Annotated in this window: 14 protein-coding genes; 8 read left to right on the top strand and 6 right to left on the bottom strand. The window is 69.3% G+C overall.

From position 1 onward, the window contains the following. The first annotated feature begins 15 nt into the window (after positions 1 to 15). From OG252_RS44015 to OG252_RS44005, 3 genes are all read left to right on the top strand, one after another. Positions 16 to 870 carry a class I SAM-dependent methyltransferase gene (locus OG252_RS44015; RefSeq protein WP_266444733.1) on the top strand — a complete coding sequence of 285 codons (855 nt, stop codon included), beginning with the start codon at positions 16 to 18 and terminating at the stop codon, positions 868 to 870. Between the two features lie 127 nt (positions 871 to 997). Further along, positions 998 to 1,708: a ThuA domain-containing protein gene (locus OG252_RS44010; RefSeq protein WP_329343263.1), complete on the top strand. Its 711-nt coding sequence runs from the start codon at positions 998 to 1,000 to the stop codon at positions 1,706 to 1,708. Further along, on the top strand, positions 1,678 to 2,790 hold the full coding sequence (locus OG252_RS44005; RefSeq protein WP_329343261.1) for a Gfo/Idh/MocA family protein: 1,113 nt from the start codon (positions 1,678 to 1,680) through the stop codon (positions 2,788 to 2,790). Before OG252_RS44010 ends, OG252_RS44005 begins: the two co-directional genes overlap by 31 nt. A gap of 39 nt (positions 2,791 to 2,829) precedes the next feature. Here OG252_RS44005 and OG252_RS44000 read toward each other — a convergent pair whose 3' ends face one another. The 3 genes from OG252_RS44000 to OG252_RS43990 are packed head-to-tail and all read right to left on the bottom strand — an operon-like array spanning position 2,830 to position 5,997. Further along, positions 2,830 to 3,609, bottom strand: a complete 780-nt coding sequence (locus OG252_RS44000) for a carbohydrate ABC transporter permease (RefSeq protein WP_266448847.1) — start codon at positions 3,607 to 3,609, stop codon at positions 2,830 to 2,832. Positions 3,610 to 3,659: 50 nt separating this feature from the next. Next, on the bottom strand, positions 3,660 to 4,715 hold the full coding sequence (locus tag OG252_RS43995) for a carbohydrate ABC transporter permease (RefSeq protein ID WP_266444721.1): 1,056 nt from the start codon (positions 4,713 to 4,715) through the stop codon (positions 3,660 to 3,662). Position 4,716: 1 nt separating this feature from the next. Next, the gene (locus tag OG252_RS43990; RefSeq protein ID WP_266444719.1) at positions 4,717 to 5,997 is read right to left on the bottom strand and encodes an extracellular solute-binding protein; all 1,281 of its coding nucleotides are present in this window, start codon (positions 5,995 to 5,997) and stop codon (positions 4,717 to 4,719) included. Positions 5,998 to 6,336: 339 nt separating this feature from the next. Here OG252_RS43990 and OG252_RS43985 point away from each other — a divergent pair, with 339 nt between their 5' ends. The 3 genes from OG252_RS43985 to OG252_RS43975 all read left to right on the top strand — a co-directional run bounded on the left by OG252_RS43985 (position 6,337) and on the right by OG252_RS43975 (position 9,263). Then, positions 6,337 to 7,089 (top strand): DeoR/GlpR family DNA-binding transcription regulator, encoded by a 753-nt coding sequence (locus OG252_RS43985; RefSeq protein WP_266444717.1) that lies wholly within the window; start codon positions 6,337 to 6,339, stop codon positions 7,087 to 7,089. Further along, positions 7,086 to 8,444, top strand: a complete 1,359-nt coding sequence (locus tag OG252_RS43980; protein ID WP_329343259.1) for a 6-phospho-beta-glucosidase — start codon at positions 7,086 to 7,088, stop codon at positions 8,442 to 8,444. Before OG252_RS43985 ends, OG252_RS43980 begins: the two co-directional genes overlap by 4 nt. A 132-nt stretch (positions 8,445 to 8,576) precedes the next feature. Beyond that, positions 8,577 to 9,263 (top strand): SDR family oxidoreductase, encoded by a 687-nt coding sequence (locus OG252_RS43975; protein ID WP_329343257.1) that lies wholly within the window; start codon positions 8,577 to 8,579, stop codon positions 9,261 to 9,263. 244 nt (positions 9,264 to 9,507) lie between these two features. Here the strand turns inward: OG252_RS43975 and OG252_RS43970 are convergent, their stop codons facing one another. Then, entirely contained in the window at positions 9,508 to 10,341 is an 834-nt protein-coding gene (locus OG252_RS43970) for a helix-turn-helix transcriptional regulator (RefSeq protein ID WP_329343255.1), read from the bottom strand. A gap of 224 nt (positions 10,342 to 10,565) precedes the next feature. Here OG252_RS43970 and OG252_RS43965 point away from each other — a divergent pair, with 224 nt between their 5' ends. Next, a complete protein-coding gene (locus tag OG252_RS43965; RefSeq protein ID WP_266444705.1) occupies positions 10,566 to 11,381 on the top strand; it encodes an SAM-dependent methyltransferase in 816 nt (271 codons plus the stop codon). A gap of 30 nt (positions 11,382 to 11,411) precedes the next feature. Here OG252_RS43965 and OG252_RS43960 read toward each other — a convergent pair whose 3' ends face one another. Together OG252_RS43960 and OG252_RS43955 are read right to left on the bottom strand one after the other, a co-directional pair. Next, positions 11,412 to 12,317 carry a helix-turn-helix domain-containing protein gene (locus tag OG252_RS43960; protein ID WP_411147936.1) on the bottom strand — a complete coding sequence of 302 codons (906 nt, stop codon included), beginning with the start codon at positions 12,315 to 12,317 and terminating at the stop codon, positions 11,412 to 11,414. Between the two features lie 60 nt (positions 12,318 to 12,377). Next, complete coding sequence (locus tag OG252_RS43955) at positions 12,378 to 12,692, bottom strand: hypothetical protein (protein WP_329343252.1); 315 nt, start codon at positions 12,690 to 12,692, stop codon at positions 12,378 to 12,380. Positions 12,693 to 12,908: 216 nt separating this feature from the next. Between OG252_RS43955 and OG252_RS43950 the strand changes: the two genes are divergently transcribed. Then, a complete protein-coding gene (locus OG252_RS43950; RefSeq protein ID WP_329343250.1) occupies positions 12,909 to 14,093 on the top strand; it encodes an MFS transporter in 1,185 nt (394 codons plus the stop codon). Positions 14,094 to 14,160 lie beyond the last annotated feature (67 nt).

The raw sequence follows: 14,160 nt of genomic DNA, 5'->3' as shown, positions 1-14,160 counted from the left end.
CCACAGGAGCAGAACATGGACGCCACGCGCAGGACCGAGGACGAGCAGGCGGCCCGCTGGAACGGACCCGCCGCCCATGCCTGGGTCGACGCCCAGGCGGTGCTGGACGAGTTGCTCAGGCCCTTCGAAGACCTGCTCGTCGAAGCGGTACTCGCCGAACCCGCGCGTCACGTGCTCGACGTCGGCTGCGGTACGGGCGGCACCACGCTGGCCGTCGCGCGGCGACTGGGCGCGGAGGGCCGTTGCGTCGGCATCGACATCTCCGAGCCGATGGTCACCGCCGCCCGGGCGCGCGCCGAACGGGAGGGCGTCCAGGCTTCCTTCGTCCGTGCCGACGCGCAGGACCACGCGTTCGAGCCCGCCACCTTCGACACCGTCATCTCGCGCTTCGGCGTCATGTTCTTCAAGGACTTCGTCCAAGCCTTCACCAACCTGCGGCGTGCCGCGAGGGACGACGCCCGGCTCCGGTTCATCGCCTGGCGCGGCCCCGCGGAGAATCCGTTCATGACGACCGCCGAACGCGCCGCAGCCCCGTTGCTGCCGAACCTCCCCGCCCGCCGACCGGACGAGCCGGGCCAGTTCGCCTTCGCGGACGCCGGCAGGGTCCACCACATCCTGGAGGAGAGCGGCTGGACCGGCATCGACGTCCAGCCGATCGACGTGGCCTGCGCTCTGCCCGAGAAGGAACTGGTCGGCTACTTCACCCGGCTCGGTCCCGTCAGCCTCGTCCTGGGCGAGGCCGACGAGCGAACTCGACGGCGCGTCGTCGAGACGGTCCGCGCCGCCTTCGACCCCTTTGTGCAGGGCACGGAAGTTCGCTTCACCGCGGCCTGCTGGATGGTCGGTGCCCGAGCATCGTCCGCGTCGTAGGGCGGGCAGCCCGCGCTCACGAAACTTTCGCGGCACCGGCAGCCCTTTCCCGAGCGCGGGTGACTGACGCATCCTCGATGCGGACACCTCCGACCAGACCGGGGCGGCGACCCCATGAAGGGACCACATGACGCGGAAGAAGGCCCTGGTGGTCCGGGGCGGATGGGAGGGACACCAGCCGGTCAAAGCCACGGAGTTGTTCCTGCCCTTCCTCCAGAGCAACGGATACGACATCCGGATCGAGGAGTCGACCGAGGTCTACGCCGACGCCGCCGAGATGGCCGGCACCGACCTCGTCGTGCAGTGCGTCACGATGTCGGAGATCGCCCCCGAGCAGCTGTCGGGACTGAGCGCGGCGGTCGTGGCCGGCACCGGCTTCACCGGCTGGCACGGTGGCATCGCCGACTCGTTCCGCGCCTCCTCCGACTATCTCCACCTGGTGGGAGGCCAGTTCGCGACCCATCCGGGCAAGGAGCCGTGTGAACGCCGGGGGGACGCGGAGGACAACTTCCTGCCGCACGTCGTCACCGTCACGGATCTCGGCCGCGAGCACCCCGTCACCGCGGGCATCGAGGACTTCGAGCTGAACACCGAGCAGTACTGGGTGCTCCACGACGACCTGAGCGACGTCCTGGCCACCACCACCCATCCCGCCCGGCCATGGCAGCCCTGGCACCGGCCGGTCACCTCACCGGCGGTCTGGACCCGTCGGTGGGGCGCCGGGCGCATCGTGGTGACGACCCCGGGGCACAGCCTCGACGTGCTCGAGCACCCCCAGGTCCGCACCATCATCGAAAGGGGCATGCTGTGGGCGACGCGCACCGCATCGGCGTCGTAGGTCTCGGTGTCATCTCCCGCGCGTACCTGAACACGCTCGTCGGCCATCCCGCCGTACGCGTCACCGCGGTCGCCGACCTCGACGCCTCCCGGTCGGCCACGGTCGCCGCCGAACTGCCCGCCGCCGAGGCGCTGACCGTAGAGGAGTTGCTGAGCAGCCCGGACGTGGACACGGTGCTGAACCTCACCGTTCCCGCGGCCCACGCCGAGATCGCCCTCGGCGCCATCGGGCACGGCAAGAACGTCTACGGGGAGAAGCCGCTGGCCGCCACCCTCCTCGACGCCCACACCGTCATGGAGGCCGCCGCGAAGGCGGGAGTCGGTGTGGGGTGCGCGCCGGACACCGTCCTCGGCACCGGAATCCAGACGGCGCGGACGGCTGTGGAGGCGGGGAACATCGGACGCCCCCTGTCCGCCTCGGCCGTCATGACCACCCCGGGACACGAACGCTGGCATCCCCACCCCGACTTCTACTACACCGCCGGGGGTGGCCCCCTGCTGGACATGGGGCCGTACTACCTGGCGTCCCTGATCCACCTGCTGGGTCCGGTGCGTGCCGTGATCGGGGCGTCCAGCCGGCTGCGTGCCGAGCGCGTCATCGGTTCGGGTCCGCGCGCGGGCGAGCGGATACCGGTCGAGGTGGACAGTCATGTCTCCGGTGTCCTCGAGCACGCGAACGGCGCCCTGACGACCCTCACGACGAGCTTCGACGGCGTGACCACCACGGCGGCGCCGATCGAGGTCCACGGCGAGACGGGGACGCTCACGGTTCCGGATCCGAACCACTTCGACGGCGAGGTACGGCTCTTCGAACTCGGCGCCGAGCAGTGGCGCACGCTCCCGCCGTCGGCGGGCTACGTCGGTGGCGCACGGGGCATCGGTCTGCTCGACTTCATCACCGCCGACGAGCGGCGGCCGCCTCGCGCGAACGGCGACCTCGCCCTGCACGTGCTGGAGGCGATGAGCGCGTTCCTCCGCTCGTCGGCCGAGGGGCGCCGCATAGAGCTGACGACGTCGACGGCGCCGCCCGTCCCCGTTCCGCTGACGGCGGCCGAGGAGTGGCGGCGACGCTCCACCCGCTGACCCGCGCCGCCGCGCAGCCGAGGGGTGCGACCGCCGCCCTCAGCGCAGCGCCCCCTTGGTGGCGTCGGCGATGAACCCGCGGGCGAAGAAGGTGAACACCAGCACCAGCGGAATGACCGACAGCAGCACTCCGGCCATCACCATGCTGTAGTCGGTGGAGTGGCCGGCGTACAGCTGTGCCAGTGACACCTGGAGGGTGAGGCGGTCCGGGTTGACCAGCATCACCAGCGGCAGGATGTAGTCGTTCCACGCGGCGATGAAGGTGTAGATGCCGAGGAACGCCAGGGCCGGACGGACGCACGGCAGCACCACGTGCCAGTACAGGCGGAAGAACCCGGCGCCCTCCATCCGGGCGGCGTCCAGCAGTTCGTCCGGGACGCCGCTGCTGGTGTACTGACGCATCCAGAAGATGCCGAAGGCGTTGGCGGCGGCGGGCACGATGAGCGCCTGGAGGGTGCCCAGCCAGCCCAGCTGCACCATGATCTCGTACTGCGGGATGATCGCCAGTTGGGTCGGCAGGATGTACATCGCGAGCAGGAGGCCGAACAGGTACTTCTTGGCGGGGAACTCGTACTTGGCGAAGGCGAAGGCCGCCAGGGAGTCGAAGAACAGCACCAGCAGGGTCGTCCCGACGGCCACGATCACCGTGTTGAACAGCGACCCGAAGAAGTCCATCTTGTCGAACAGGTGCTGGATGTTGGTTCCCAGGTTGGAACCGAACCACAGCTTCGGCGGGTAGCTGTAGATGTCCTGCGAGGTGTTCGTCGCCATGACGATGATCCAGTAGAACGGGAACACCGAGATGACGACACCGGTCATCAGGATGAGATGGACGCTCAGCCCGCGGACGCGCTTGCGGTTCTGGCTGTTCACGGCCGTCGCTCCTTACGCTGCACCAGGCGCCAGTTGATGGTGACGATGAGCAGGATCAGCAGGAAGAAGGCCCAGACGATCGCGGCCCCGTAGCCGAAGTCGTTGTTGTCGAAGGCCTGGTGGTAGAAGTACAGCAGCGTGGTCAGACCCGCCTGGCCCGGCCCGCCGGAGTTGGGGTTGGTGGAGGCCTCACTGCCGAACAGCACCTGTGGTTCGGTGAAGCTCTGCAGGCCGGTGACGGTGGAGATCACCACGGTGAACAGGATGATGGGCCGCAGCATCGGGATCGTGATGGAGAAGAGGATCCGCGCCGGGCCGGCCCCGTCCATCTTGGCCGCCTCGTAGATCTCCGAGGGGATGGCCTGGAGGCCGGCCAGGTAGATGATGGCGTTGTAGCCGGTCCACTGCCAGGTCATCAGGGCCGCGATCACCAGCTTGATCGTCCACTCGTTGCTCATCCACGGCACGGCCGACAGGTGCACCGACTTCAGGATGGCGTTGATCAGGCCGAAGTTGTTGCTGAAGACCGCGCCGAAGAAGATCGCGATGGCCACCAGCGAGGTGATGCTGGGGATGAACAGGGCGATCCGGTAGAAGGCCGTGAGGCGCTTGGTGGAGTTCACCAGCACCGCGAGCACGAGTGCCAGAATGAGCATCGGCACGGTGGACAGCACCCAGATGACGAGGGTGTTGCGGACGGACAGCCAGAACACCGGGTCGTCCCACAGGAACCGGAACTGCTGGAGCCCGACGAACTGCATGTCCCCGATGCCGTCCCACTTCTGGAACGCCAGGTACACGGTGTAGAGCACCGGGAAGAGCATGAAGACCGAGAAGAGCAAGTAGTACGGCGAGATGGCGAGGTACTGCGGCCAGTACCTGGCGGCCTTCCGCCTCGGCCCGCGCCGAGCCCCGGCCGACACCGGCCGGACCCGGCGGCCGTGCCGGCCCGGACCGCGCGGGCGGTCCGGGGCCGGCCGGCCGGCGGGCCCGGTGTCGGGTCCGGAGGACGGTCCGGTCGCTGCCGGGCCGGCTACCGGGCTTGACGACATGTCACTTCACTCCCTGACGCTGGGCGATCTGCTTGGCCTGGCTGACGGCGTCCTTCCAGGCGGCGTCGGGGTCCTTGCCCTTGGCCTCGACGCTGGTCAGCTCGCTGTAGAAGGGCGCCGAGACCGCCGCGTCGGCCGGGGCCTCGTAGACGGCGGGGATCTTCTCAGCCGCCGGGCCGAAGATCTCGATGGTCTTCTGGCCGCCGAAGAAGGGGTCGCCGCCGGTCAGCGCCGGCAGCTTGTACGCGGCCGGGGCGGTCGGGAACAGGGCCGCGTCGGTGAAGCCGCGGGCCTGGTTCTCCGGGCTGAGGATCCAGCTGATGATCTTGAAGGCCTCTTCGGGGTTGCCGCAGGTCGCGGGCAGCGCCAGGAAGGACCCGCCGAGGTTGGACGGCCCGCTCGGCAGGCTCGCCACCCGCCACTTGCCCTTGGTGCCCGGTGCGGCGTTGGTGATGTCCAGCGCGTACCAGGCGGCGCCCAGCGCGGTGCCCAGGGTGCCGCCGCTGACGGCGGCGTTCCAGGTGTTGTCGTTGATCTTCGCGTCGATGCCGAGGGTGTAGGGCTTCACCGAGGTGGTCCAGGCGGCGCGGATGTGGTCCTGGTCGCCGATGAACTTGTTGTCCTCGTCGATGAACCGCTGGGTGCCCTGGCCGATGATCATCGAGAAGACGGCGCCGATGTTGTTGATCAGGAAGGTCTTCGGCAGGGCCTTGTGCAGTTCGACGCCGGCCTGGAAGTAGTCGTCCCAGGTGGACAGCTGGGCGGAGACCTCGGCGGGGTCGGTGGGCAGCCCCGCCTTCGCGAAGAGGTCCTCGCGGTAGTACATGGCGCAGGGGCCGATGTCGATCGGGAAGCCGATGAGCTTGCCGTCCTGGCTGGTGGCCTGCTTCAGCTTCCACGACAGGTACTGCGGGACCAGCTTGTCCGCGCCGACGGTCTTCAGGTCGATGAACCGGTCCGCGTTGGGCAGGAACGAGGCGATGTCCTCGCCCTTGATGCCGGTGATGTCCGGGGCGGACTGCGCGGCCCTCAGGCCGGTGAGCAGCTTGGTCTTGAAGTCGCCGCCGACCATGGAGGTCTTGAGGCTGATGTCGGAGGAGAAGTGCTTCTTGGCGTCCGCGACGACCTTGTCGCTCAGGCCGCCGGACCAGTACCAGAGGGTCAGGTCCTTGTCGTCCTTGCCGCCGCTCGTCTCGGCGCCGCCGCCGCACGCTGCGGTGGCACCTGCCGCAGCGGCCGTCAGTACGGCGGCCTGAAGGAATCGTCTACGGGAAAGGTCCACGGTCTTCTCCTGGTGTTCGACGTGTCCGGCTGGGACCCGTGAGTCATGGGCGATGGCGGGGAAAGGGGAGGTCCGGATGGCTGGAGGGCGACGGTGGCCGGCGAACGCACCTCGCTGCCCGGATGTGTGACCTTGGTCTTCTCAGACGGTGCCGACGCGTGAATGGCGGCGAAAAGCGCCGTTGATCCGCTTCGGCCGACCGGAGTGGGGCCCGAGACCGGCTCGAATTACGCAAGAGAGTGCACCCAGTGCGCGGTTTTGACAAGAGTCAAGCACTGATCGAGACATTCGTGCGCAGCTTTGCTTGAGTTTGGCGAGTTCGCGAGTATGGTCAGCGCCATGCTCCCTGACCGAAGACATGAGCTGATCCTCCGCGTCCTGCGCGCAGACGGTCCCACCAGCGTGACCTTCCTCGCCGAGAAGGTAGGGGCGAGCCAGGCCACGATCCGGCGTGACCTCGTACAACTGGAGGACGAGGGACTGCTCAAACGCGTCTACGGCGGCGCCGCCCCCCTCCTCGGCGAGGACGACCCGTTCGCCGACGTGGCCGCGGTCCGGGTCGAGGCCAAGGACGCGCTGGCCGCGTGGTGCGCAGAACTCGTCAAGGACGGCGAGACGCTCCTGCTCGACATTGGCACCACGGCCCACCGGGTCGCCCGCCATCTGCACGGCCGGTCCCTGACCGTGATCACCAGCAACCTGGCCGTCTACGAGGAACTCCAGGACGACAAGGGCATCCAGCTGATCCTGCTGGGCGGCGTGGTCCGGCGCGACTACCGCTCGCTGGTGGGCTTCCTCACCGAGGACAATCTGCGGCAGATCCACGCCGACCGGCTGTTCCTCGGCACCAGTGGGGTCCGCCCCGACGGCCAGGTGCTGGACACCACGGCCGTCGAAGTGCCGGTCAAGCGGGCGATGATCGCCGCCAGCGCCCAGGTGGTGCTGGTGGCGGACGCGGGCAAGTTCCCCGGCACCGGGATGGCCCGGGTGTGCGGGCCGGAGGAGCTCGACGTCGTGGTGACCAACTCCGAGGCGGACGCGAAGACCTGTGCCCGGCTGCGCGAGGCGGGAGTCGAGGTGGTCGAAGTATGAAACTCACGCTCCTGGGCGGCGGCGGCTTCCGGGTCCCGCTGGTCTACCGGGCGCTGCTGGGCGACCACGGCGAAGGACGGGTCACCGAGCTGGCCCTGTACGACCTGGACGCCTCCCGGCTGGCGACCATCCGCAAGGTCCTCGCCGACCAGTCCGCCGGGCACCGCGACCCGCCCGCCGTCACCGTCACCACCGACCTGGACGAGGCGGTCACCGGGGCCGACTTCGTGTTCTCGGCCATCCGCGTCGGCGGGCTCGCCGGGCGCGCGGCGGACGAGCGGATCGCCCTGGAGGAAGGCGTACTGGGTCAGGAGACCGTCGGTGCGGGCGGCATCTCCTTCGGGCTGCGCACCATCCCGGTGGCCACCGCCATCGCCCGCCGCATCGCCGCCCTGGCACCCGACGCCTGGGTCATCAACTTCACCAACCCCGTCGGCATGGTCACCGAGGCCATGACCGCCCACCTCGGCGACCGCGTGATCGGGATCTGCGACTCCCCCGTGGGTCTGGGCCGCCGGGTGGCCGGCACGCTCGGCGCCGACCCGGCCCACGTCCGCCTGGACTACGTGGGCCTGAACCACCTGGGCTGGCTGTGCGGCCTGTACGCCGACGGCCGCGACCTGCTGCCGTCCCTGTTCGAGGACGAGGCGGCGCTGACCTCGTTCGAGGAGGGCAAGCTCTTCGGCGCCGACCTGCTGCGCACACTCGGCGCGCTGCCCAACGAATACCTGCACTACTACTACTTCAACCGCGAGTCGGTCGGCGCCGCCCGGGCCGCAGAACAGACCCGCGGCGCCTTCCTCCACTCCCAGCAACAGCGCTTCTACGACGCCATGAGCACCACCGACGGCCCGCCCGCGCCCCGCGCCGCCTGGAACGCCTGGGACTCCACCCGCCTGGAACGCGAGACCACGTACATGGCCGAGAACCGTGATGCCGTCGGCATGGGCGAACGGGACTCCTGCGACCTGGAATCCGGCGGATACGAGCAGGTGGCCCTCTCCCTCATGCGGGCCATCGCGCGGGACGAGCGCACCACCCTCATCCTCAACGTCCGGGGCCGGGGCCGGATCCCCGTCCTCGACGACGACGCCGTCATCGAGGTCCCCTGCCACGTGGACGCCAACGGCGCCCGCCCCATCGCCGGAGCCCCGTTGCCCGACCACGGCACCGGCCTGGTGTGCTCGGTGAAAGCAGCCGAACGCTCGGTCATCCACGCCGCCGGCACCGGCGAACGCGCCCAAGCGGTCAAGGCGCTCACCATCCACCCACTGATCGACTCGTACGCCGTCGCCGAACGCCTGCTGGACGCCTACCAGCGCCACTTCCCGGAACTTGGCTACCTGCGCCGCTGAGCCGCCCCTGGGTCCCGGAGCGCCACCCTGACCTGCCTGGTAGCGATGCCACCAGCACACAGCGCATCTGGATGACTTCCGGCAAGCACTCCAGGCTCGGTGGGGCAAGCAGTGAGCGACTGGAGGCAGAAGATGCGCGTTGTGATCATGGGTGGAACGTCCGGCATCGGCCTGGCGGCGGCGGAGAAGCTGACGGCGGCCGGAGCCGAGGTGATCGTCACCGGACGCGACGCGGCGAAGCTGGCAGCGGTGAAGGAGCGGGTCGCCGGCGCCGAGCAGGTGGACGGCACCGACGAGACCGCCGTGGCCCGGTTCTTCGAACGTGTCGGCTCCTTCGACCACCTGGTGCTCGCGTTCAGCCCAGGTGCGCTCGGCCTCGGCCCGCTGGCCGGAGTGAGCCTCGCCGACATCAAGGGCGCCTTCGACGGCAAGCTGTTCGCCTACCTCTCCGCCATTCAGAAGGCGCAAGTCATCGGTTCGGTCACGGTGGTCTCCGCCGCCACCGCGCGCGCCGCCGCCCCGGGCACGGTGACGTTGGCCGCGGTCAACGGTGCCCTCGAGCGCATCGTCTCGCCGCTTGCCGCGGAGCTGTCGCCGGTGCGCGTCAACGCCGTGGCGCCGGGCGCGGTGGACACGCCCTGGTGGTCCTTCGTGCCCGAGGAGGCACGCGAGGGCCAGTTCACCGAGATGGTGAAGGACCTGCCGGTCAAGCGGATCGGGAAGCCCGGCGACCTGGCGGACGCGATCGCGTACCTCATCGGCGCGAGCTATGTGACCGGCACGATCCTTCCGGTCGACGGCGGGTTCACCGTCGCCTGACCGCGTGCTGCCCTGAGAACCGGCCCACTCCCCCGGGCCCGGCCGCGCCCCAGCGGGGCGTCGGATGCACGGGGCGCGAGGACCGTCCGGGTACGGCCCGCGGCGTCCACGACGACGGCCTCGACGCCGTACAAGTGGCCGCCGATCAGCCCCTGTGCGTGGCAGTGTCCGCCACAGCGCAGGGCGATCCGCCGACCCGTGGCGAGGGACTCGGCCACAGCCTGCTCCGTCGGCGCGCGGCCGGTCAGTCCGCCCGCTCCTCCAGAAGCTTCTCCAGGCGCCGCTCCAGGTCGGACCCGGGGTTCACGAGATAGGCCACGAGGGTCTTGTCGTCGTCCGCGACATGCATCTTGATGTACTCGAGCTCGATCACACCGAGGCGCGGATGGTTGACCGTGCGCGGTTTGGGGACGAACGGTGCCAGCTCCTTGAGCTGCCACAGCCGGGAGAAGTCCGGGCTGGAATCCGCCAGGTCGTGGAGGAGCACGACGACGTCGGGATCGAGAATGCGCTCGCCCACCTGGGTGCGGAACAGCGCAAGGGTGTACGAGGCCTCCTCCTCCCAGTTCTGGGACATGGCCCTGACCTCGGGTGAGGTGAAGGTGAGCCACAGGACGTTGCGCCGCTGGGGCAGCAGGGCGCCCAGGTCGCCGTAGAGCAGCTCGCACCCCTGGTTCCAGGCCAGGATGTCGAAGCGCCGGTTGACGATGAACGCGGGATTCGGGTTCAGGTGGGTGAGCAACAGCTCGTACTGCCGGGGGAGATCGGCGCTCGGCAGGACGTCACTGGGCGGGACCTCACCGGCGAGCCGGAACAGGTGGTCGCGCTCGACCTGGTCGAGGTCGAGCGCCGTCGCGAGACTGCCGAGCACCTGCCTCGAGACCTTGATCTCCCTGGCCTGCTCCAGCCACGTGTACCAGGTGATGCTCAGCCCGGCCAGAGTGGCCACCTCTTCGCGTCGCAGACCGGGTGTGCGCCGGTGACCGACGACGGGCACACCCGCGTCCTCGGGTTTGCGACGCTCGCGCCGACTGCGGATGAACTGGGCGAGCTCGCGCCGCTGTTCCTGCGTGACCACCTGATCCCCCTCCTCTTCCGTCACCGTCGACCAGCCTGGTTTCGCCACCCCGAACACGGCACCCACGTTGAGCTCCGGAAAGGAACGAACAAGCCAACAGGCCGCCGAACAAGGGCAGATGGAAGCACTGATGCACATGAGTCGAGTCGGGGAGAATAACGTGGGCGTCCACGACGGTGTTCCACGGTTTTCGTGGTTCTTACTACGTACACACAGGAGCGTCCATGACTGATGAGGCAGAGAACTCCGAGCAGGAGGCGCTCTCCAAGATCGATACCTCTGTGCCGCAGTCGGCCCGCATCTGGAACTACTGGTTGGGAGGGAAGGACAACTACGAGGTCGACCGGGTGGCCGGTGACGCGTTCCGCGAGACCTTCCCCGGTATCGAGACCGGAGCCCGTGCCGCCCGGTACTTCCTCGCCCGCGCCGTGCGTCACCTGGCCGCCGAGGAGGGCATCCGGCAGTTCCTGGACATTGGCACCGGGCTGCCCAACGTGGACAACACCCACCAGATCGCCCAGCGGGTGGCCCCTGAAAGCCGGATCGTCTACGTCGACAACGACCCGTTGGTGCTGGCACACGCCCGCGCGCTGCTCACCAGCACCCCGGAAGGCGTCACCAACTACGTCGACGCCGACCTGCGCGAGCCGAGCACCATCGTGCGGGAAGCCGCGAAGACGCTGGACTTCGACCGGCCCGTCGCTCTCATGCTGATGGGCATCCTGGGCCACATCGAGGACTACGACGAGGCGCGCTCGATCGTGCGGCAACTCGTGGACGCACTGCCCCCCGGCAGCTACCTCGTGCAGTACGACAGCACGAACACCAGTGAGTCCTACGTCGAGGCCATCCAGCAGTACAACGAGGGCGGCTCGATCCCGTACATCCTCCGCAGCCCCGAGCAGATCGCGCACTACTTCGACGGTCTGGAACTGCTCGAACCGGGCGTGACGTCGTGCTCGCGCTGGCGTCCTGACGCCGACGCCTTGGGCCTGCCCGCGGAGGTGCATCAGTACGGCGGTGTCGCCCTCAAACGCTGAAACCCGCCGGCTGCCGGTCCACGTCCCGGATCAGGTCTCCTGAAGGATGCGATGGAGGATCGTCGGCGTCTCGTCGGGTGATTCGGCTTCGACCACCAGGCGGTTCATGACATCCCAGTAGCGCTCGATCTCGGACGGCCTGTCGGGATAGAGGGCAGTGACGAGCTGTTCGAGGTAGACGATGTCGGGCAACTGACCGCCGGGCAGGCGCAGGATGGTGACCGGCCCGCTTTCCGCGGTGTGGCCGCCGGCGAGGAACGGCATGACCTGGACGGTGACCTGCGGCAGTCGGCAGATCTCGATGAGGTGCTTGAGCTGGGCGCGCATCGTGCTGATGCCGCCCACCGGGCGACGCAGGGCCGCCTCGTCGATCACGGCCCAGAGCTGGGCCGCCGGCTGCCGGTGCAGGATCCGCTGACGAGTCATCCGCAACGTGACTCGCCGCTCGGTCTCCTCCGCACCGGCACCGGGGTGGGCGAGCCGGACGGCGGCACGCGCATAGTCGGCGGTCTGCAGCAGGGCCGGAACCCGTTGGACCTCGAAGCAGCGGATGAGATGCGCCGCCTGTTCGGCGCCGAGGTAGGCCTGCATCCAGGCGGGCACCACGTCGTTGTAGTCCTGCCACCAGGCGGTGGTGTTGGCCTGCTCGGCCAAAGCGAGCAGGGTGGCGCGTTCGGCCTCGTGGCTGACGCCGTAGAGAGTGAGCAGATCGGCCACGTCACGCAGCTTGAACCCGTGGCGACCGGCCTCCAGTCGGCTGATCTTGGACCGGGAGGCGCGGATGACCTGGCCCGCGGCCTCACGCGAGATGTGCCGCTCCTCCCGGAGCCTGCGCAGCCGTGCGCCCAGCACCAGACGCGGCATCATGGGGCCGGCCGACGGACCGTCCAAGACTTCGCTGCCGGACGGTGTATGTGCGGCCCCTTTGGCGCCCATGGCCATTCTCCCTGCGCTGAACCCAACTCCGCACGCGTACAAGCGCTGCGGCTCGCCATCCTAGGGGGCTGCCGGGGGCAGGATCTCCGAGTCGCGGGAATGATCTTTGCCTTCGCCACTGCCAACCCAGAAACGCCCGATGCCCACCTCGCCGAGCGGTGCGGCGAACACGCCGGCCCCGCCGGTGCGGGGCAAGAACGGCCGGCCCCGGCGTCGCCGCCCGACGGGGTGTCGGCCAACCGCGGCAACGATGACGAGGAGTACCGCGGTCCGGTCCAAGCTCTCGGCCTGAAGCCGCTGACCGCCCGACAGAGCGCCTAGCAGGACTCCGACCTCGACATCCAACGCCGGGTCGAGGAGCGTGCGTTCACTCATCCGCACTCGTTCCGCCGCCTGCGGATCCGCCGGGAGAGACCCGACGGCACCCACGAAACGCTCCTGGCCGAGGGGAGGCCCTGTTCACCGTGGCGAATCCCAGCCGGCCTCGAATCCTCCGGCGAGCAGGCACCCGTCAACGCCCTTGCCCCGCCACCGGCTCCCCCCTAGCCTGAGTTTGTGCCGCTAATAAACAAAACCCGAACGCACAACGCCGTGCCGGGCAATCCCCTCAGCCGGCTCCGCATCGCCCTCACCGTCTTCTTCGCCCTCGACGGCTTCATCTTCGCCGGCTGGGTCGTCCGCATCCCGGCGATCAAGGAGCAGACCAACGCCTCCGCCAGCGCCCTCGGACTCGCCCTCCTCGGCGTCTCCGCCGGCGCCGTGCTCACGATGATGCTCACCGGCCGCCTCTGCCGCCGCTACGGCACCCACCCCGTGACCGTGATCTGCGGCATCCTGCTCTCCCTCAGCATCGCCCTGCCACCGCTCACCCACTCGGCACTGACACTCGGCGCCGTCCTCTTCCTCTTCGGCATGGCATACGGAGGCATCAACGTCGCGTTCAACAGCGCGGCCGTCGACCTGGTGAGGGCGCTGCACCGCCCCATCATGTCCAGCTTCCACGCCGCGTTCAGCCTCGGCGGCATGATCGGCGCCGGACTCGGCGCGCTGGTCGCCGGTGTCCTGTCCCCCACCCGGCACCTGCTCGGCCTCACCGCGGTCGGGCTGCTCGTCACGCTCTTCGCGGGCCGCACCCTGCTGCGGATCCAGCCCCCGGCACCATCGGACAACGCCCCACAGCCATCGCAGAGCGCACCGCGGAAGGAGACCGCGCCACGCCGCCTGAACACGCGCACCCGCGGACTCGTCATCACCTTCGGCCTGATCGCCCTGTGCACGGCCTACGGGGAGGGAGCCATGGCCGACTGGAGCGCTCTGCACCTGGAACAGGACCTGGACGCCTCCCCGGGCATCGCGGCCGTCGGGTACTCCTGTTTCGCCCTCGCCATGACCATCGGCCGCCTGACCGGCACCAGGCTGCTCGAGCGCCTGGGCCAGACCCGCACCCTGGTGGCCGGCGGCACGACCGCCGCGATCGGCATGCTCCTCGGCGCCCTCGCCCCCTCCCTGTGGGCAGCGCTCCTCGGTTTCGTGATCACCGGGCTCGGCCTCGCCAACCTCTTCCCCGTCGCGGTCGAGCGCGCCGGCACGCTGGCCGGCCCCGACGGAGTCGCGATCGCATCCACCCTCGGCTACGGCGGCATGCTCCTGGGACCGCCCGCGATCGGGTTCATGGCGGACTGGTTCTCGCTTCCCGCCGCCCTCACCAGTGTCGCGGCCCTGGCCGCCACCGCAGCCGTCATCGGCTTCGTCACACGACGTGCGGCAGAGCGCTGATCCCCGAGTTCCTCGCCCCTGTTCTGAACAACGGAGACAGATGGCAGTACTGAAGGGCCGCACGAGG

The sequence above is a fragment of the Streptomyces sp. NBC_01352 genome, from assembly GCF_036237295.1.
Taxonomy (GTDB): Bacteria; Actinomycetota; Actinomycetes; order Streptomycetales; family Streptomycetaceae; genus Streptomyces; species Streptomyces plumbiresistens.
Note: the sequence above shows the minus strand (reverse complement) of the source record. Positions and strands in the feature narration are given on the sequence as shown.